Raw genomic sequence first — 17,633 nt, forward strand, 5'->3', positions numbered from 1 at the left:
GCCGCGACCGCCCGAAGGAGCTTGAGGAACCCGTGAAGATCGGCATCGTCTGCCCGTACGACTGGGACGTCCCCGGCGGGGTGCAGTTCCACATCCGGGACCTGGCCGAGCACCTGATCGGCCTGGGCCACGAGGTGTCGGTGCTCGCGCCGGCCGAGGACGACGAGGCGCTGCCGCCGTACGTGGTCTCGGCGGGGCGGGCGGTGGCGGTGCCGTACAACGGGTCGGTGGCGCGGCTGAGCTTCGGGTTCCTGTCGGCGGCGCGGGTGCGGCGGTGGCTGCACGACGGCCGGTTCGACATCCTGCACGTGCACGAGCCGGCCTCGCCGAGCCTGTCGATGCTGGCGGCGTGGTCGGCGAGCGGGCCGATGGTGGGGACGTTCCACACCTCGAACCCGCGGTCGCGGGCGATGATCGCGGCCTCGCCGATCCTGCAACCGGGCCTGGAGAAGATGCGGGCCCGGATCGCGGTGTCGGAGTACGCGCGGCGCACGCTGGTGGAGCACCTGGGCGGCGACGCGGTGGTGATCCCGAACGGCGTGGACGTCGGGTTCTTCGCTGAGGCGGAGCCGGACGAGCGCTGGATGGGCCACGCGGCGAAGGGGGAGCCGGGCACGATCGGTTTCATCGGGCGGATCAACGAGCCGCGCAAGGGGCTGCCGACGCTGCTGGCGGCGTTGCCGCGGATCCTGGCCGAGCGGCCGGGGGTGCGGCTGCTGGTGGCGGGCAAGGGCGACGAGGCGGAGGCCGTCGCGGGCCTGGCGCCGGAGTTCCGGGGCCAGGTGGAGTTCCTGGGCATGGTGTCGGACCGGGAGAAGGCCCGGCTGCTGCGCAGCGTGGACCTGTACGTGGCGCCGAACACCGGTGGCGAGAGCTTCGGGATCATCCTGGTCGAGGCGATGTCGGCGGGTGCGCCGGTGCTGGCGAGCGACCTGGACGCGTTCAAGCAGGTGCTGGACGGCGGGGACGCGGGGGAGCTGTTCCCGGTGGAGGACGCGGACGCGCTGGCGCGGACGGCGCTGCGGCTGCTGGGGGATCCGGCGCGGCTGGAGCGGTTGCGCGAGGCGGCTTCGCGGCACGTGCGGCGGTTCGACTGGTCGACGGTCGGCGCGGACATCCTGGCGGTGTACGAGACGGTGACGGCCGGGGAGGCCGCGGTGGTGGAGGACGTGCGCGGCACCCGGCGCGGCCGGTTCGGCCTGGCCCGGGACTGAGCACGGGTTCCGGGGCCGGGCAGGGGTTAGGGTCGGCGACCGTACCGTTCGATCCGGCCGACCCTCGGGAGCAACCGATGCCGCAGATCTCCGTCGACTACTCGGCCGACCTGGCCGACACCTTCGACCGCCGGGCGCTCGGCCTGGCGATCAACCGGCTCGCGGAGGAGACCGTCGACGCGAAGCCGGAGGCGTGCAAGACCGTGTTCCGTCCGGTGGAGTCGCTGGTCGTGGGGACGACCGGGACGCCGGCCGACGCCCAGGTGTTCGTCCAGTTCCAGCTGTTCCCCGGCCGCACGCCGGAGGCGAAGGCGGCGCTGAGCGAGGGCGTGCTGGCGCTGCTGGCCGAGCACGTGAGGCCGGGGCCGGGGGTGCGGCTGTTCACCGCGGTGGACGTGGCGGACATCGACCGGGACAGCTACCGGAGCGCGACCGTTCGGGGATGACCGGGGCCCACGGGTGACACCCGGTAACGTTGCGGTCCGTGACTACCTGGATCTGGGCCGGCGTGGCCGTGGTGCTGTTCGGCATGTACCTGAGTTGGACGGCCGGCCGGCTGGACCGGCTGCACGCCCGGATCGACGCCGCGCGGGCGGCGCTGGACGCGCAGCTGGTCCGCCGGGCGTCGGTGGCGATGGAGCTGGCGACGTCCTCGCTGCTGGACCCGGCGGCCTCGCTGCTGCTGCTGGACGCGGCGCACGCGGCGCGGCAGGCGGACGACGAGCAGCGCGAGGTGGCGGAGAGCCAGCTGAGCCTGGCGCTGCGGGCGGTGTTCGAGGAGCCGGAGCAGGTGGCGGCGCTGGTGGCGGAGCCGGGCGGCGAGGAGGCGGTTCGTGACCTGACGGCCGCGGTGCGCCGGGTGCCGATGGCCCGCCGGTTCCACAACGACGCGGTGCGGGCGGCGCGGGCGGTGCGCGAGCACCGGTTGGTGCGGTACTTCCGGCTGGCGGGGAGGGCGCCGTTCCCGCTGGCGTTCGAGATGGACGACGCCCCGCCGCCCGCTCTCACGCCCGAGGGAGCGCCTGCTTAGGCTGTCCCCCGGATACGGCCCGTTTGTCGCATCCCGTCGTCCTGGCTGGACTCGGTGGCACATGGAGGGGCCACTCGTCCGGCCTACCATAGGGCGATAGCACTGGTTCATCCTTGGAGTGAGGTCTCACGTGTCCACCACCCCCACCACCGCAGACCAGCCGCAGATCGGCACCGCCCGGGTCAAGCGCGGCATGGCCGAGCAGCTCAAGGGCGGTGTGATCATGGACGTGGTCAACGCCGAGCAGGCCAAGATCGCCGAGGACGCCGGTGCGGTGGCCGTCATGGCGCTGGAGCGGGTGCCGGCGGACATCCGCAAGGACGGCGGCGTGGCCCGCATGTCCGACCCCAACATGATCGAGGAGATCATCGGGGCGGTCTCCATCCCGGTGATGGCCAAGTCCCGCATCGGCCACTTCGTCGAGGCCCAGGTCCTGCAGTCGCTCGGCGTCGACTACATCGACGAGTCCGAGGTGCTGACCCCGGCCGACGAGGTCAACCACTCGGACAAGTGGGCCTTCACCACCCCCTTCGTCTGCGGCGCCACCAACCTGGGCGAGGCCCTGCGCCGCATCGCCGAGGGCGCGGCCATGATCCGCTCGAAGGGTGAGGCCGGCACCGGCAACGTCGTCGAGGCCGTCCGCCACCTGCGCCAGATCAAGAACGAGATCGCCAAGCTGCGCGGCTTCGACAACAACGAGCTGTACGCCGCCGCCAAGGAGCTGCGCGCCCCGTACGAGCTGGTCAAGGAGGTCGCCGAGCTCGGCAAGCTGCCGGTCGTGCTGTTCTCCGCCGGTGGCGTGGCCACCCCGGCCGACGCCGCGCTGATGCGCCAGCTGGGCGCCGAGGGCGTCTTCGTCGGCTCCGGCATCTTCAAGTCGGGCGACCCGGCCAAGCGTGCCGCCGCGATCGTGAAGGCCACCACCTTCTTCGACGACCCGAAGGTCATCGCGGACGCCTCCCGCAACCTGGGCGAGGCCATGGTCGGCATCAACTGCGACACCCTGCCGGAGACCGAGCGCTACGCCAACCGCGGCTGGTAGTCACCGCCCCCCGCCGAGCCGGCCCGCCGTTGCGCCTCGGCGCGCGGCGGGCCGCGCCGCGTACGTCCGTAGTAACGATCGATAGAGGTTGAAGACCGTGAGCACTCCTGTCATCGGCGTCCTCGCCCTGCAGGGCGACGTCCGCGAGCACCTGGTGGCGCTGGCCGAGGCCGACGCGCTCGCCCGTCCGGTGCGCCGCGCCGAGGAGCTGGCCGAGGTCGACGCGCTGGTGATCCCCGGCGGGGAGTCCACCACCATGTCCAAGCTGGCGCTGCTGTTCGACGTGATGCAGCCGCTGCGCGACCGGGTCGCCGCCGGGATGCCGGTGTACGGCACCTGCGCGGGCATGATCATGCTGGCCGACAAGATCCTGGACGGCCGGGACGACCAGGAGACGGTCGGCGGCATCGACATGACCGTGCGCCGCAACGCCTTCGGCCGTCAGAACGAGTCCTTCGAGTCCGGGATCGACTTCGCCGGCCTGGGCGACGCCCCGGTGCACGGCGTGTTCATCCGCGCCCCCTGGGTCGAGGAGGTCGGCGCGGGCGTCGAGGTGCTGGCCGAGCTGCCCGCCGCGGACGGCCCGGACAGCCGGATCGTCGCCGTGCGCCAGGGAAACCTGCTGGCCACGTCCTTCCACCCGGAGCTGACCGGCGATCACCGGGTGCACGGGTACTTCGTGCGGATGGTCGAGGAGCACCTCGCCGTGGCCGCGCGCTGACCGTGTGCGCCTCACCGGTGGCGACACCGGTAAGATCTCATCTGTTCATTTCCCTTTGGCGACGTAAAGGAGCTGGCGATGTCCGGCCACTCTAAGTGGGCTACCACCAAGCACAAGAAGGCCGTGATCGACGCCAAGCGCGGCAAGCTCTTCGCCAAGATGATCAAGAACATCGAGGTGGCGGCGCGCACCGGCGGTCCCGACCCGCAGGGCAACCCGACCCTCTACGACGCCATCCAGAAGGCGAAGAAGAGCTCGGTCCCGATCGACAACATCAACCGCGCCGTCAAGCGCGGTGGCGGTCTGGAGGCCGGCGGCGCCGACTACCAGACCATCATGTACGAGGGCTACGGCCCGAACGGCGTCGCCGTCCTGATCGAGTGCCTCACCGACAACCGCAACCGCGCGGCCTCCGACGTGCGCGTCGCGATGACCCGCAACGGCGGCTCGATGGCCGACCCGGGCTCGGTGTCGTACCTGTTCACCCGCAAGGGCGTCGTGATCGTCCCCAAGGCTGACGGCGTGGACGAGGACAAGCTCTTCGAGGTCGTCCTGGACCAGGAGCCCGAGGAGATCAACGACCTCGGCGAGTCCTTCGAGATCGTCTCCGAGGCCTCCAAGATGGTCGCCGTGCGCACCGCGCTGGTGGACGCGGGCGTCGACTACGACTCGGCCGAGGCCAACTTCCTCCCGAGCATGCAGGTCGAGCTGGACGTCGACGGCGCCCGCAAGATCCTGAAGCTGATCGACGCGCTGGAGGACAGCGACGACGTGCAGAACGTCTTCGCCAACTTCGACATCTCCGACGAGGTCGGTGCGCAGCTCGACGCCGAGTGATCGACGCCGACTGATCGACGGCGAGTGATCGTTCTCACTGCCCGGCCCGGTGGTCCCTGGACCGCCGGGCCGGTGTCGTCCGGTGGGGTTGTCGGACCCTGGCGGTAGCCTTCGCAGGTCGGCGACGGAAAGAGACGGGCGGGGCGACGTGGTGCGGGTACTGGGCGTGGACCCGGGGCTGACCAGGTGCGGGGTCGGTGTGGTCGAGGGCGCGCCGGGCCGGCCGCTGCGGATGGCCGGGGTCGGCGTCGTGCGCACCCCCGCGGAGGCGGAGATCGGGCAGCGGCTGCTGCTGGTCGAGCAGGGCCTGGAGGCCTGGCTGGACGAGCACCGGCCGGACCTGGTCGCCGTCGAGCGGGTCTTCGCCCAGCACAACGTCCGCACCGTGATGGGCACCGCGCAGGCCAGCGCCGTCGCCATGCTCTGCGCCACCCGGCGCGGCATCCCCGTCACGCTGCACACCCCGAGCGAGGTCAAGGCGGCCGTCACCGGCTCCGGCCGGGCCGACAAGGCGCAGGTCACCGCGATGGTGCAGCGCCTGCTGCGGCTGGACGCCCCGCCCAAGCCGGCCGACGCCGCCGACGCGCTGGCGCTGGCCATCTGCCACATCTGGCGCGGCGGGACGACCAACCGGCTGCAGGCCGCCGTCCAGGCCGCCCGCGCCACCCCCCTGAAGGACCCCTCCCCTCTGAAAGGCAGTGCCCGGTGATCGCCTTCGTCCAAGGGCCCGTCGCGGCCGTCTCCGCCGGTGTCGCGGTGATCGAGGTCGGCGGGGTCGGCATGGCGGTGCAGTGCACCCCGAACACCCTGGCCGGGCTGCGGCTCGGTGAGCCCGCCCGGCTGGCGACCTCGCTGGTCGTCCGGGAGGACTCGCTGACCCTGTTCGGCTTCGCGGACGACGACGAGCGGGCCGTGTTCGAGATCCTGCAGGCGGCGCCGGGCGTCGGCCCCAAGCTGGCGCAGGCGATCCTCGGCGTGCACAGCCCGGACGCGCTGCGCGCCGCGGTGGCGGGCGGGGACGAGAAGGCGCTGGTCGCCGTCCCCGGCATCGGCAAGGCGAAGGCGGCGAAGCTGCTGCTGGAGTACAAGGACAAGCTCGGCGCCCCGCTCGGCGCGGTGCCCGCGCAGAAGCCGATCGCCGCCGGCCCGGCGCCGTGGAGCGACCAGCTGCACGCCGCGCTGACCGGTCTCGGCTACGCCCCGCGCGAGGCGGACGAGGCGGTGGCCGCCGTCACCCCGGAGGCGCAGGCCCAGCAGACGCCGGACGTCGGCGCCCTGCTGCGGCTCGCGCTGCGCGGTCTGAACCGCGCCCGCTGAAGCAGTTTGACGACCTGTCAGTTTGTCGACCATGGAGCCCGCAGAGATGAGTCCGTACGACTCCGACCCCGCCGACCGGCTGGTCACGGCCGCCGCCGATGGCGAGGACCAGGCGGTGGAGGCGGCGCTGCGCCCCAAGCTGCTGGACGAGTTCATCGGCCAGGAGCGGGTGCGCGAGCAGCTGTCGCTGGTGCTGCAGGCGGCCCGCAAGCGCGGCAGCGCGCCCGACCACGTGCTGCTGAGCGGGCCGCCCGGGCTGGGCAAGACCACCCTGTCCATGATCATCGCCGCCGAGCTGGGCGCCCCGATCCGGATCACCTCCGGCCCGGCGATCCAGCACGCGGGGGACCTCGCGGCGATCCTGTCCTCGCTCACCGAGGGCGAGGTGCTCTTCCTCGACGAGATCCACCGGATGTCCCGGCCGGCCGAGGAGATGCTCTACATGGCGATGGAGGACTTCCGGGTCGACGTGATCGTCGGCAAGGGCCCGGGCGCCACCGCCATCCCGCTGGAGCTGCCGCCGTTCACCCTGGTCGGCGCCACCACCCGGGCCGGCCTGCTGCCGCCGCCGCTGCGCGACCGGTTCGGCTTCACCGGGCACATGGAGTTCTACGCCCCGGCCGAGCTGCAGCGGGTGGTGCACCGCTCGGCGGCGCTGCTGGACGTCGAGATAGACCCGGCCGGCGCGGCCGAGATCGCCGGGCGCTCGCGCGGCACGCCGCGCATCGCCAACCGGCTGCTGCGCCGGGTCCGCGACTACGCCCAGGTGCGGCACGACGGCCAGGTCACCGCCGGGATCGCCGCCCAGGCGCTGGACGTCTACGAGGTGGACGCCCGCGGTCTGGACCGGCTGGACCGCGCGGTGCTGGACGCGCTGCTGCGGCTGTTCGGCGGCGGTCCGGTCGGTTTGTCGACACTGGCCGTCGCGGTGGGGGAGGAGGCGGAGACCGTCGAGGAGGTCGCCGAGCCGTTCCTGGTCCGCGAGGGCCTGCTGGCCCGGACCCCGCGCGGGCGGATCGCCACCGCGGCCGCCTGGCAGCACCTCGGCCTCACCCCGCCGGTCCAGGGCGGCCCGCCGGTCAAGACCACCCGCGGTGCGGTGCCGCCCCAGCCGGAGCTGTTCCCGGCCGAGGAGAGTTGACGGGCGCTGCTCCGATCGGGTGAGGAACGGGTGGGGGGTGCCGACTGGTTCCCGCCCGGTGGCGGACCGGTCGCTCGCGGAGATGCCAGGGAAGAAGTCCGGGGAAACCGTGCAGGCGGAGGCTCGCCACTTTCGGCGGCAGGATGCGATGCTTGGCGTTGTCCGATCAGTTCGGGGTCGCCTAGACTCCGCCGGACCGCCCCTCTCACCTGACGGGCCGACCAATACCACACAGGCCGCCGGCCGGCGGCCCGTAAAGGACCCTGGCTGCAGTGAACCTCATCATCCTCCTCCTCCCCGTTCTCCTGATCGTGTTCATGTTCCGGGCGCAGAAGAAGCGCCAGGCGCAGATGTCGCAGATGCAGACCGCGCTGGAGCCCGGGGCGGGAGTGCGCACCATCGGTGGCCTGTACGCCCAGGTGAAGGCGGTCAACGAGGAGACCGTCGAGCTGGAGATCGCGCCCGGCGTGGTCACCCACTTCACCAAGAGTGCGATCGCCGCCGTCCTGGACCCCCAGGAGTACGACGCGATCATCAACGGCCGCCCCGCCGATGACGAGCTGCCCGAGCCGGAGGCCGAGGACGCCGTGCCGGTCGAGGGCGAGCCGCTGTCGCTCAGCAAGGAGAGCGCGGAGAAGGGCGACGCCGAGGGCGGGGCTCCCGCGAGCAAGTAAGACGGTCGGGCACCCGCCCGGCCGCGCGGCGCAGTGTGCCGCGAGCCCACAGGACCTCAGGGCCGCGAGACCACCATGCCCCCCGTCCAGCCACGAGCCGGACGGGGGTCCGGTTGGCGACGTGGCATGGACAGGGAGAAACGAGCAAGGTGGCAACACCCAAGTCGCGCCCGCGCGACGGCTACCCAGGGCGGGCGCTGGCCCTCATCCTGGTCGTCACCGTCGGACTGGTCGCCCTCATGTTCGGGACGGGCAACACCAAGCCCAGGCTCGGAATCGACCTCGCCGGCGGCACCAGCATCACGCTGACCGCCAAGTCGACCGATCCCAAGGCGCTCACCAAGGCGAACATGGACATCGCCGTCGGGATCATGGAGCGCCGGGTCAACGGGATGGGTGTCTCCGAGGCGGAGGTCCAGACCCAAGGCTCGGACACGATCATCGTGAACATCCCCAAGGGCGGGGACAAGCAGAACGCGGCGGACCAGGTCGGTACCACCGCGAAGCTGTTCTTCCGCCCGGTCCTGGCCGTGGCCCCCAGCGGCGTGCCGGCCCCCGCGGCCACCGCCACCCCCTCGGCCGGTGCCTCCGGGACCCCGGCCGCCACCCCGTCCGCGGGCGCCACCCCGTCCGCGAGCACCGCGCCGGCCGCGACGCCGTCCGCGACCGCGAGCGCCACCAAGCAGGGCCGCCCGGCCAGCGAGGCGCTGGCCGCCGAGGGCACCACGCCGTCCGCGGCCGCCACCGGCGCGAGCGCGGCCCCGTCCGCGACCGGCACGCCCGCCGCGGCCGCCAGCGGCGCCCCGAGCGCCGCCGCGACCCCGCCGGCCCAGCAGAACCCGGCCGACCCGAGCAGCCTGCTGACCCAGGGCACCGTCCCGCCGGAGCTGTCCGCCGCGTGGGCCGCACTGGACTGCTCCAAGCCCGAGGCCCGCATCGCGCAGAGCGGCGCCGACGACAAGGCCGTCCTCGCCTGCTCCCAGAAGCCCGAGCAGGGCTTCTACCAGAAGCTGGCGCTCGGCCCGGTGGCCGTGAAGGGCGGGAACGTCTCCAAGGCGCAGGCGATCTTCGACAACCAGACCGGTGGCGGCTGGCAGGTCCAGCTGGGGTTCGACAACACCGGCAGCGACGCCTTCAGCTCGGTCACCACCAAGCTGGCCAGCCAGACGCCGCCGACCAACCAGTTCGCCATCGTGCTGGACAACGAGGTCGTCTCCCACCCGCGGGTCAACGGCCCGATCTCGGGCGGTAGTGCGGTCATCACCGGCCAGTTCAGCCAGTCCGAGGCGGACGACCTCGCCAACGTGCTCAGCTACGGCGCCCTGCCGCTGGAGTTCAACAAGAGCGACGTCACCACCGTCTCCCCGGCCCTGGGCAACGACCAGCTGAAGGCCGGCCTGGTCGCCGGCGCGATCGGCATGCTGCTGGTGGTCGCCTACTCGCTCGTCTACTACCGCGGCCTGGGCCTGGTCTCGATCGCCGGTCTGCTCGTCTCGGCGGCCCTGACCTACTCGATCATGAGCCTGCTCGGCGGCGGGATCGGCTTCGCGCTGAACCTGCCGGCGGTCTGCGGCGCCATCGTCGCGATCGGCATCACCGCGGACTCCTTCATCGTGTACTTCGAGCGCATCCGCGACGAGGTCCGCGAGGGCGCCCCGCTGCGCCCGGCCGTCCAGCGGGCCTGGCCGCGCGCCCGGCGCACCATCCTGGTCTCGGACTTCGTGTCCTTCCTCTGTGCCGCCGTGCTGTACGTCGTCTCGGTCGGCAAGGTCCAGGGCTTCGCCTTCACGCTCGGCCTGACCACCGCGCTCGACGTCGTGGTGATCTTCCTCTTCACCAAGCCGCTGATCACGCTGCTGGCCCGGCGCAAGTTCTTCTCCAACGGCCACCCGTGGTCCGGCCTGGACCCGAAGCGACTGGGCGCCCGCCCGCCGCTGCGCAGCACCCGCCGTCGCCCCTCCTCCTCTGCCGCCGTGAAGGAGGCCTGACACCGTGTCGCGCTTCTCCAATCTGGGCCACCGGCTCTACCAGGGCGAGGTCAGCTTCGACTTCGTCGGGCGCCGCAAGCTCTGGTACTCCATCTCCGGCGTGATCGTGCTGGTCGCGGCGATCGGCCTGGCCATGGGCCTGCACCTGGGCATCGAGTTCAAGGGCGGCTCGGTCTACACCGTCAGCAAGCCGGGGCTGACCGTCTCGCAGGCGCAGGAGACGGCTGACAACATCGTCTCCTCGCACCCGCTGGTGCAGTCGACCGACAACGGCAAGATCCGCATCCAGGTCAGCACCGACGAGACGAAGAGCTCGGACCAGGTCCGCTCCGAGCTCTCGCAGAAGCTCAGCGTGCCGCTGGACACCGTCGAGGCCCAGGTGATCGGCCCCAGCTGGGGCAAGCAGATCTCCCAGAAGGCGCTCACCGGTCTGATCGTCTTCATGATCCTGGTGACGGTCTACCTGGCGATCGCCTTCGAGTGGCGGATGGCGGTGGCGGCCCTGGTAGCCCTGCTGCACGACCTGCTGATCACCATCGGCGTGTACGCCCTGGTGGGCTTCGAGGTCACCCCCGGTACGGTGATCGGCTTCCTGACGATCCTCGGGTACTCGCTCTACGACACGGTCGTCGTCTTCGACACCGTGAAGGAGAACACCAAGGGGCTCACCAAGCAGAACAAGCTCACCTACAGCGAGGCGGCCAACGCGGGCCTCAACCAGACCCTGGTCCGCTCGCTCAACACCACCGTGGTCGCGCTGCTGCCGGTCGCCGCGCTGCTGTTCATCGGTGGCGGCCTGCTGGGCGCCGGCACCCTGAACGACATCTCGCTCGCCCTGTTCATCGGCCTCGCGGCCGGTGCCTACTCCTCGATCTGCGTCGCCACCCCGCTGCTGGCGCAGCTCAAGGAGGAGCAGCCGGACATGAAGGAGCTGCGCAAGCAGGTCCTTCGGCACCGGGCGTCGGCGGCCGCCAAGGCCGAGGCCGAGGCCGCCGGGGGCGATGAGGCCGAGGCGGACGAGCAGCCTGCGGGTATGGTCGGTCAGCGCGGCCGGTCGGCCGGCACCGCACGTGCCAAGGGCCGTCCGTCCACCAAGCGCTGAACCCGATCTCTAAGGAAACACCGTGACCACCGCCGACACCGCCCTGGCCGAGCTGCTGAACAGCCGGATCCGGGACGTCCCCGACTACCCGAAGCCGGGCGTGCTGTTCAAGGACATCGCGCCGCTGCTCGCCGACGCCGAGGCCTTCGGCGCCCTCACCCGGGCGCTGGCGGACCGGGCGCGGGAGCTCGGGGCGACCAAGGTGGTGGGTCTGGAGGCGCGCGGCTTCGTGCTGGCGGCCCCGGCGGCCTTCGCGGCCGGGCTCGGCTTCGTGCCGATCCGCAAGCAGGGCAAGCTGCCCGGCGAGGTGTTCCGGCGTTCGTACGAGCTGGAGTACGGCTCGGCGACGCTGGAGGTGCAGTGCGACGCCTTCGCGCCCGGTGAGAAGGTGCTGGTGGTGGACGACGTGCTGGCCACCGGCGGCACCATCGGGGCCTCGCTGGACCTGGTCAAGCAGGCCGGCGCCGAGCTGGCGGGCGTCGTGGTGCTGATGGAGCTGGGCTTCCTGGACGGCCGCGAGCGGCTGGCCGAGCACCTGGACGGCGCTCCGCTGGAGACGCTGGTCACGGTCTGAGGGACGCGTTCGAAGGACGGCGGTCGGATCATCCGACCGCCGTCCTTCCGTTTCCGGGCCCGGCCGGATGAACGGCGGGGCGCCCGGCTCGGTACCATGAAGATTCATCCCCTCCCGGTGCACCCGCCCGCTCGGGCCCCGGCAGGGGTAGGCCCCGGTGCCCCGAGGAGTGTCCTTGCCCGACGAGGTTGTGCCCACGGCCGCAGCGGCCGCCCCCGAAGACCGTCCCACGCCCTCGGGGGCCACCCCGGCACGTCCGGCGCCGACCTCCCCGCGCTCGCTCGGCCCCTCCGGCCGCGGCTCCACCGGCGGCATGCGCGCCCGGCTGGCCCGCCTCGGCGGCCAGCGCTCCAGCGTGCTCAACCCCGTCCTGGAGCCGCTGTTCCGCTCGATCCGGGCGAACGACCCCAAGGCCGACCCGGCGCTGCTGCGCGACATCGAGCGGGCCTACGCCGTCGCCGAGAAGTGGCACCGGGGGCAGAAGCGCAAGAGCGGCGACCCGTACATCACCCACCCGCTGGCCGTCGCGACGATCCTGGCCGAGCTCGGCATGGACGCCCCGACCCTGATGGCCGGGCTGCTGCACGACACCGTCGAGGACACCGACTACGGCCTGGAGACCCTGCGCAAGGACTTCGGCGACTCGGTGGCCCTGCTGGTCGACGGCGTCACCAAGCTCGACCGGGTCAAGTTCGGCGAGGCCGCGCAGGCGGAGACCGTCCGCAAGATGGTCGTGGCGATGGCCAAGGACCCGCGGGTCCTGGTGATCAAGCTCGCCGACCGCCTGCACAACATGCGCACGATGCGCTACCTCAAGCGGGAGAAGCAGGAGAAGAAGGCCCGCGAGACGCTGGAGATCTACGCCCCGCTGGCGCACCGGCTGGGCATGAACACCATCAAGTGGGAGCTGGAGGACCTCGCCTTCGCGATCCTCTACCCCAAGATGTACGACGAGATCGTCCGGCTGGTCGCCGAGCGCGCCCCCAAGCGGGACGAGTACCTGGCGACCGTCATCGACCAGGTCCAGGCGGACCTGCGCGGCGCCCGGATCACCGCCTCCGTCACCGGGCGGCCGAAGCACTACTACTCGGTCTACCAGAAGATGATCGTCCGGGGCCGGGACTTCGCCGAGATCTACGACCTGGTGGGCATCCGGGTCCTGGTCGACACCGTCCGCGACTGCTACGCGGCGCTGGGCACCATCCACGCGCGGTGGAACCCGGTGCCGGGGCGGTTCAAGGACTACATCGCGATGCCCAAGTTCAACATGTACCAGTCGCTGCACACGACGGTGATCGGGCCCGGCGGCAAGCCCGTCGAACTGCAGATCCGCACCTTCGACATGCACCGGCGGGCCGAGTACGGCATCGCCGCGCACTGGAAGTACAAGCAGCGCGCGGTGGCCGGCGCCTCCAAGGTCCGCACCGACACCCCGACCCAGACCCGCAAGGACGACAAGGCCGGCGCCGTCAACGAGATGGCCTGGCTGCGGCAGCTGCTGGACTGGCAGAAGGAGACCGCCGACCCGGGCGAGTTCCTGGAGTCGCTGCGCTTCGACCTGGCCAGCAACGAGGTCTTCGTCTTCACCCCCAAGGGCGACGTGATAGCCCTGCCGGCCGGCGCCACGCCGGTCGACTTCGCCTTCGCGGTGCACACCGAGGTCGGCTACCGGACCATAGGGGCCCGGGTGAACGGGCGGCTGGTGCCGCTGGAGTCGACCCTGGAGAACGGCGACACCGTCGAGGTGTTCACCTCCAAGGCGGAGAACGCCGGGCCGTCCCGGGACTGGCTGGGCTTCGTCAAGTCGCCGCGCGCCCGCAACAAGATCCGCGCCTGGTTCTCCAAGGAGCGCCGCGAGGAGGCGATCGAGCACGGCAAGGAGGCGATCGTCCGGGCGATGCGCAAGCAGGGCCTGCCGATCCAGCGGATCCTCACCGGGGACTCGCTGGTCACCCTGGCCCACGAGATGCGCTACCCCGACATCTCCTCGCTCTACGCCGCGATCGGCGAGGGGCACGTCGCCGCGCAGAACATCGTCCAGAAGCTGGTCCAGGCGCTCGGCGGCGAGGAGGGCGCGACCGAGGACCTGGCGGAGACCGCCACCCCGACGCACGACAACCGCCGGGCCGTGCGCCGCCGGGCCAAGGGCGACCCGGGCGTGATCGTCAAGGGCGTCGAGGACGTCTGGGTCAAGCTGTCCCGCTGCTGCACCCCGGTGCCGGGCGACCCGATCGTCGGCTTCGTCACCCGCGGCAACGGCGTCTCGGTGCACCGCGCCGACTGCGTCAACGTCGAGGCGCTGAGCCAGCAGCCGGAGCGGATCATCGAGGTCGAGTGGGCGGCCACCCAGTCCTCGGTCTTCCTGGTGGCCATCCAGGTCGAGGCGCTGGACCGCTCCCGCCTGCTCTCGGACGTCACCCGGGTGCTCTCCGACCAGCACGTCAACATCCTGTCGGCGGCGGTCCAGACCTCCCGGGACCGGGTGGCGATGAGCCGCTTCACCTTCGAGATGGGCGACCCGAAGCACCTGGGCCACGTGCTCAAGGCGGTGCGCGGCGTCGAGGGCGTGTACGACGTCTACCGCGTGACCTCGGCCCGCAAGTAGCGCGGGAACGCCGAAAGGCCCCCGGGGGAGCACCCCGGGGGCCTTTCGGCGTTCATCGGCTCACCGGATCAGCCGCTGAACTCCTCCTGGCTGCGGTGCGCCTGCTCCAGCAGGGTCTGCACACCGGCCAGCTCGGACTCCAGCTTGGCGACCTTGGAGGCGTTGCCCGCCGCGCGGGCCTTGTCCAGGTCGGCCTGGATCTTGTCGGCCTTCGCCTGGAACAGGCCCACCATGCCGGCCGCGCGGGCCTTGGCCTCCGGGTTGGAGCGCTTCCACTCGGCGTCCTCGGCCTCGCGGATGGCCCGCTCGACCGCGTTCAGCCGGCCGTCCAGCTTCGGACGGACGTCGCGCGGCACGTGCCCGATCGCCTCCCAGCGCTCGTTGACCTCGCGCAGCGCGGCCTTGGCGGCCTTCAGGTCGGTGATCGGCAGGATCGCCTCGGCCTCGACGGCCAGCGCCTCCTTGAGCTTCTGGTTCTCCACCTGCTCGGCGTCCCGCTCGCTGAACACCGCGGAACGGGCCTGGAAGAAGACGTCCTGCGCGCCGCGGAACCGCGCCCACAGCTCGTCCTCGATGTCCCGCTGGGCCCGGCCGGCGGCCTTCCAGCGCGCCATCAGGTCGCGGTAGGCGGCCGCGGTGCTGCCCCACTCGGTGGACGAGGACAGCGCCTCGGCCTCGGCGACCAGCGCCTCCTTGGTCTGCCGGGCCTGCTCGCGGTCGGCGTCCAGGGCGGCGAAGTGCCCCTTGCGGTGCTTGGAGAAGACCGAGCGGGCGTGCGAGAAGCGGTGCCACAGCTCGTCGTCGCTCTTGCGGTCCAGCCGGGGCAGGCCCTTCCAGGTGTCCACCAGCGCGCGCAGCCGGTCCCCGGCCTCCCGCCACTGGGTGGACTCGGCGAGCTGCTCGGCCTCCGAGACCAGGGCCTCCTTGGCGGCGCGGGTCTCGTCCTGCGCCTTGGCGCGGGCCGCCTTGCGCTCCTCGCGCCGGCTCTCGATGTCGGCGGCGAGGGTGTCCAGCCGCTTGGCCAGGGCGTCCAGGTCGCCGACCGCGTGCCCCTCGGTGACCTGCGCGCGCAGGTGCTCCAGCGCGGTCTGGGCGTCCTTGGCGGCCAGGTCGGTGGTGCGCACCCGCTTCTCCAGCAGGCCGATCTCCACCTCGATGCCCTGGTACTTGCGCTCGAAGTAGGCCAGGGCCTCCTCGGGCGAGCCGGCCTGCCAGGAACCGACGACGCGTTCGCCGTCCGCCGTCCTGACGTAGACCGTGCCCTGCTCGTCGACACGGCCCCACGGGTCGCTGCTCATAGCGCGTCCTCCACATGACGTCGCGCCCGCGCCGGGGCGGCGCGCGTCCGTCGTCCACAGTTGATGTGCGGCGGACCGAAGAGTCCGCCGTCCCCGTCCGCCGTACTGTGCTGCCGAGGGTGGATCGGCTGGGCGGGTCCGGGCACCCTACACAACGCCAACATAGGCGACCAGGCCCGGTGCTGTCCGCATCCGGGCCGGGCGATTTCGGGCCGGGGCCGGGCGGGGGCGGACTCGCCACCCGCCGCCGGCGGCCCCGGAGTTGGTCAACCCTTCGACACGGTAACCGAGTTGAAGGTGACATCGGCCATCGGGTGGCCGTCCGGAGCGCCCTCCAGGGTGCCCGCGGCGGCGATCTTCTGCACCACGTCCAGGCCGCCGGTGATCTTGCCGAACGGGATGTAGCTCGGCGGCAGCTTGGTGTCCTTGTAGACCAGGAAGAACTGGCTCCCGTTGGTGTCCGGGCCGGAGTTGGCCATCGCCACGGTGCCCGCCGGGTACGTCGCGCCGGACAGGTTCTCGTCCTTGAACTGGTAGCCGGGGCCGCCGGTGCCGCCCGGGACGGTCGCACTGGCGGTCGGGTCGCCGCACTGCAGCACGAAGATGCCGTCGGTGGTCAGGCGGTGGCACTTGGTGTGATCGAAGAAGTGCTCGCCGGCCAGGAAGTTGAAGGAGTTCACGGTGTGCGGCGCCTTGGCCGCGTCCAGCGCGATCGTCACCTTGCCGCAGTTGGAGTCCAGCGCCATCGTGTACGAGGCGGCCTGGTCGACGGACATGGCCGGCTCGGCCTTCCACTGCTTGCCGTTGGGGGCGCCCGGCGCCGGGTCGGTGCAGCCCTCGACCGGCTTGCGGGTCGGCATCGCCGGCTCGGTCGGCTGGGTCGGCGCGGACTGCGGGGTGGAGGCGGCGGAGACGTCCTTCTTGTCGTCCTTGTCCGAGCTGAACGCGCCGCTGCCCACCAGCGCGCCACCGCCGGCCAGCACCACGACGGCGAGCGAGGCGCCCAGGATCGTGTTGCGACGCCTGCGGGCGGCCGCCGCGGTGGCGCGGCGCTCCATCTGGCGCTCGTACTTCTCGCGGGCGAGCTGCCGCCGCCGCTGTTCGCTGCTGACCACCGGCCGTGTCTCCTGAGGATGTGCGGAAGAAGTGGATGGATTCCGAACCGGATCATCGCATCCATCGGCGGCCAAGTGTAGGGACCGGGCCCGTAAGAACGCGGTGAACCTGTCAGGCGGCACCGGCCCGGCACCGCTATCTGGTTCGCAACCGGGCCCGAACCGCCGGTAGGCTGCCTTTACATCTTCGTAGCCACACCCCGTACGCGTAGCTGCACGTCGTAGCCGCCGCCGACCAGATCACCAGAGGACGCGCGTGTTCATCGCCGGATTCCCCGCAGGAGCCTGGGGCACCAACTGCTACCTGGTCGCCCCCGCGGCGGGCGAGGAGTGCGTCATCGTCGATCCGGGCCACCAGGCGGCCCGCGGGGTCGAGGAGCTGATCCGCGAGCACGGGCTCAAGCCCGTCGCCGTGCTGCTCACGCACGGGCACATCGACCACGTGGCCTCGGTGGTCCCGGTCTGCGGCGCCCGTGGCGTCCCGGCCTGGATCCACCCCGAGGACCGGTACATGATGTCCGACCCGGAGAAGGCGCTCGGCCGCTCCCTGGGCACCCAGCTGATGGGCGAGCTCACCGTCGGCGAGCCGGACGACGTGCGCGAACTGACCGACGGCTCCGTGCTGGAGCTGGCCGGCCTGCGGCTCACCGTGGACCACGCCCCGGGCCATACCGGGGGGTCGGTGACCTTCCGGACGCCCGGTGCCGAGGACCTCCCCCCGGTGCTGTTCTCGGGCGACCTGCTGTTCGCCGGCTCCATCGGGCGTACCGACCTCCCGGGCGGGGACAGCGATGCGATCATGCGCTCGCTGGCCCGGGTGTGCCTGCCCCTCGACGATTCCACCGTGGTCCTCTCCGGCCACGGCGGTCAGACCACCATCGGCCGCGAGCGCGCCGCCAACCCCTACCTCCGACAGGCAGCGGGGGCGGCCGGCGCCCCGGCTTTCCCGCGACGAGGAATGTGACGGATAGAGAA

At 72.0% G+C, this 17,633-nt stretch carries 17 protein-coding genes; 15 read left to right on the forward strand and 2 right to left on the reverse strand.

The window, feature by feature from the left end; genetic code table 11:
- Positions 1-32 precede the first annotated feature (32 nt).
- The 14 genes from AB2U05_RS27250 to AB2U05_RS27315 all read left to right on the forward strand — a co-directional run bounded on the left by AB2U05_RS27250 (position 33) and on the right by AB2U05_RS27315 (position 14,245).
- Complete coding sequence (locus tag AB2U05_RS27250) at positions 33-1,214, forward strand: glycosyltransferase family 4 protein (RefSeq protein ID WP_045700568.1); 1,182 nt, start codon at positions 33-35, stop codon at positions 1,212-1,214.
- A gap of 77 nt (positions 1,215-1,291) precedes the next feature.
- A complete protein-coding gene (locus AB2U05_RS27255; protein ID WP_045700566.1) occupies positions 1,292-1,660 on the forward strand; it encodes a 5-carboxymethyl-2-hydroxymuconate Delta-isomerase in 369 nt (122 codons plus the stop codon).
- A gap of 83 nt (positions 1,661-1,743) precedes the next feature.
- On the forward strand, positions 1,744-2,244 hold the full coding sequence (locus AB2U05_RS27260) for a hypothetical protein (RefSeq protein WP_045708636.1): 501 nt from the start codon (positions 1,744-1,746) through the stop codon (positions 2,242-2,244).
- A 130-nt stretch (positions 2,245-2,374) separates the two neighbouring features.
- On the forward strand, positions 2,375-3,286 hold the full coding sequence (gene pdxS / locus AB2U05_RS27265; protein ID WP_045700561.1) for a pyridoxal 5'-phosphate synthase lyase subunit PdxS: 912 nt from the start codon (positions 2,375-2,377) through the stop codon (positions 3,284-3,286).
- Between the two features lie 97 nt (positions 3,287-3,383).
- Positions 3,384-4,007 (forward strand): pyridoxal 5'-phosphate synthase glutaminase subunit PdxT, encoded by a 624-nt coding sequence (pdxT, locus tag AB2U05_RS27270; RefSeq protein ID WP_045700589.1) that lies wholly within the window; start codon positions 3,384-3,386, stop codon positions 4,005-4,007.
- Positions 4,008-4,085: 78 nt separating this feature from the next.
- Positions 4,086-4,844: a YebC/PmpR family DNA-binding transcriptional regulator gene (locus AB2U05_RS27275; RefSeq protein ID WP_045700558.1), complete on the forward strand. Its 759-nt coding sequence runs from the start codon at positions 4,086-4,088 to the stop codon at positions 4,842-4,844.
- A 151-nt stretch (positions 4,845-4,995) separates the two neighbouring features.
- Complete coding sequence (gene ruvC, locus AB2U05_RS27280) at positions 4,996-5,553, forward strand: crossover junction endodeoxyribonuclease RuvC (protein ID WP_045700587.1); 558 nt, start codon at positions 4,996-4,998, stop codon at positions 5,551-5,553.
- Positions 5,550-6,161, forward strand: a complete 612-nt coding sequence (ruvA, locus tag AB2U05_RS27285) for a Holliday junction branch migration protein RuvA (RefSeq protein WP_045700556.1) — start codon at positions 5,550-5,552, stop codon at positions 6,159-6,161. Before ruvC ends, ruvA begins: the two co-directional genes overlap by 4 nt.
- A 46-nt stretch (positions 6,162-6,207) precedes the next feature.
- Positions 6,208-7,302 (forward strand): Holliday junction branch migration DNA helicase RuvB, encoded by a 1,095-nt coding sequence (gene ruvB, locus AB2U05_RS27290; RefSeq protein WP_369184504.1) that lies wholly within the window; start codon positions 6,208-6,210, stop codon positions 7,300-7,302.
- 272 nt (positions 7,303-7,574) lie between these two features.
- Complete coding sequence (yajC, locus tag AB2U05_RS27295; RefSeq protein WP_052706225.1) at positions 7,575-7,976, forward strand: preprotein translocase subunit YajC; 402 nt, start codon at positions 7,575-7,577, stop codon at positions 7,974-7,976.
- A 239-nt stretch (positions 7,977-8,215) separates the two neighbouring features.
- Complete coding sequence (gene secD / locus AB2U05_RS27300; protein ID WP_369186005.1) at positions 8,216-9,964, forward strand: protein translocase subunit SecD; 1,749 nt, start codon at positions 8,216-8,218, stop codon at positions 9,962-9,964.
- Positions 9,965-9,968: 4 nt separating this feature from the next.
- Positions 9,969-11,066 carry a protein translocase subunit SecF gene (gene secF, locus AB2U05_RS27305; RefSeq protein ID WP_369184505.1) on the forward strand — a complete coding sequence of 366 codons (1,098 nt, stop codon included), beginning with the start codon at positions 9,969-9,971 and terminating at the stop codon, positions 11,064-11,066.
- 22 nt (positions 11,067-11,088) lie between these two features.
- Positions 11,089-11,640, forward strand: a complete 552-nt coding sequence (locus AB2U05_RS27310; protein ID WP_045700548.1) for an adenine phosphoribosyltransferase — start codon at positions 11,089-11,091, stop codon at positions 11,638-11,640.
- Positions 11,641-11,830: 190 nt separating this feature from the next.
- On the forward strand, positions 11,831-14,245 hold the full coding sequence (locus tag AB2U05_RS27315) for a bifunctional (p)ppGpp synthetase/guanosine-3',5'-bis(diphosphate) 3'-pyrophosphohydrolase (RefSeq protein WP_244178939.1): 2,415 nt from the start codon (positions 11,831-11,833) through the stop codon (positions 14,243-14,245).
- A 68-nt stretch (positions 14,246-14,313) separates the two neighbouring features.
- Here the strand turns inward: AB2U05_RS27315 and AB2U05_RS27320 are convergent, their stop codons facing one another.
- Positions 14,314-15,543 carry a DUF349 domain-containing protein gene (locus AB2U05_RS27320; protein WP_045700543.1) on the reverse strand — a complete coding sequence of 410 codons (1,230 nt, stop codon included), beginning with the start codon at positions 15,541-15,543 and terminating at the stop codon, positions 14,314-14,316.
- 266 nt (positions 15,544-15,809) lie between these two features.
- Complete coding sequence (locus AB2U05_RS27325) at positions 15,810-16,658, reverse strand: peptidylprolyl isomerase (protein ID WP_369184506.1); 849 nt, start codon at positions 16,656-16,658, stop codon at positions 15,810-15,812.
- A 256-nt stretch (positions 16,659-16,914) separates the two neighbouring features.
- On the opposite strand from AB2U05_RS27325, the gene AB2U05_RS27330 reads away from it, so the two are divergent.
- Positions 16,915-17,622 carry an MBL fold metallo-hydrolase gene (locus AB2U05_RS27330; RefSeq protein ID WP_045700538.1) on the forward strand — a complete coding sequence of 236 codons (708 nt, stop codon included), beginning with the start codon at positions 16,915-16,917 and terminating at the stop codon, positions 17,620-17,622.
- The last annotated feature ends 11 nt before the right edge of the window (positions 17,623-17,633 follow it).

Origin of the sequence: Streptomyces sp. Y1 (assembly GCF_041053115.1) — a bacterium.
In the GTDB taxonomy this organism is placed as follows: Bacteria; Actinomycetota; Actinomycetes; order Streptomycetales; family Streptomycetaceae; genus Kitasatospora; species Kitasatospora rubellomurina.

Coding starts and splice junctions, on each gene's coding strand:
- secD (WP_369186005.1), top strand. CDS start 8,216: ATGTTCGGGACGGGCAACACCAAGCCCAGGCTCGGAATCGACCTCGCC.
- AB2U05_RS27260 (WP_045708636.1), top strand. CDS start 1,744: ATGTACCTGAGTTGGACGGCCGGCCGGCTGGACCGGCTGCACGCCCGG.
- ruvB (WP_369184504.1), top strand. CDS start 6,208: ATGAGTCCGTACGACTCCGACCCCGCCGACCGGCTGGTCACGGCCGCC.
- AB2U05_RS27275 (WP_045700558.1), top strand. CDS start 4,086: ATGTCCGGCCACTCTAAGTGGGCTACCACCAAGCACAAGAAGGCCGTG.
- AB2U05_RS27255 (WP_045700566.1), top strand. CDS start 1,292: ATGCCGCAGATCTCCGTCGACTACTCGGCCGACCTGGCCGACACCTTC.
- AB2U05_RS27320 (WP_045700543.1), bottom strand. CDS start 15,543: ATGAGCAGCGACCCGTGGGGCCGTGTCGACGAGCAGGGCACGGTCTAC.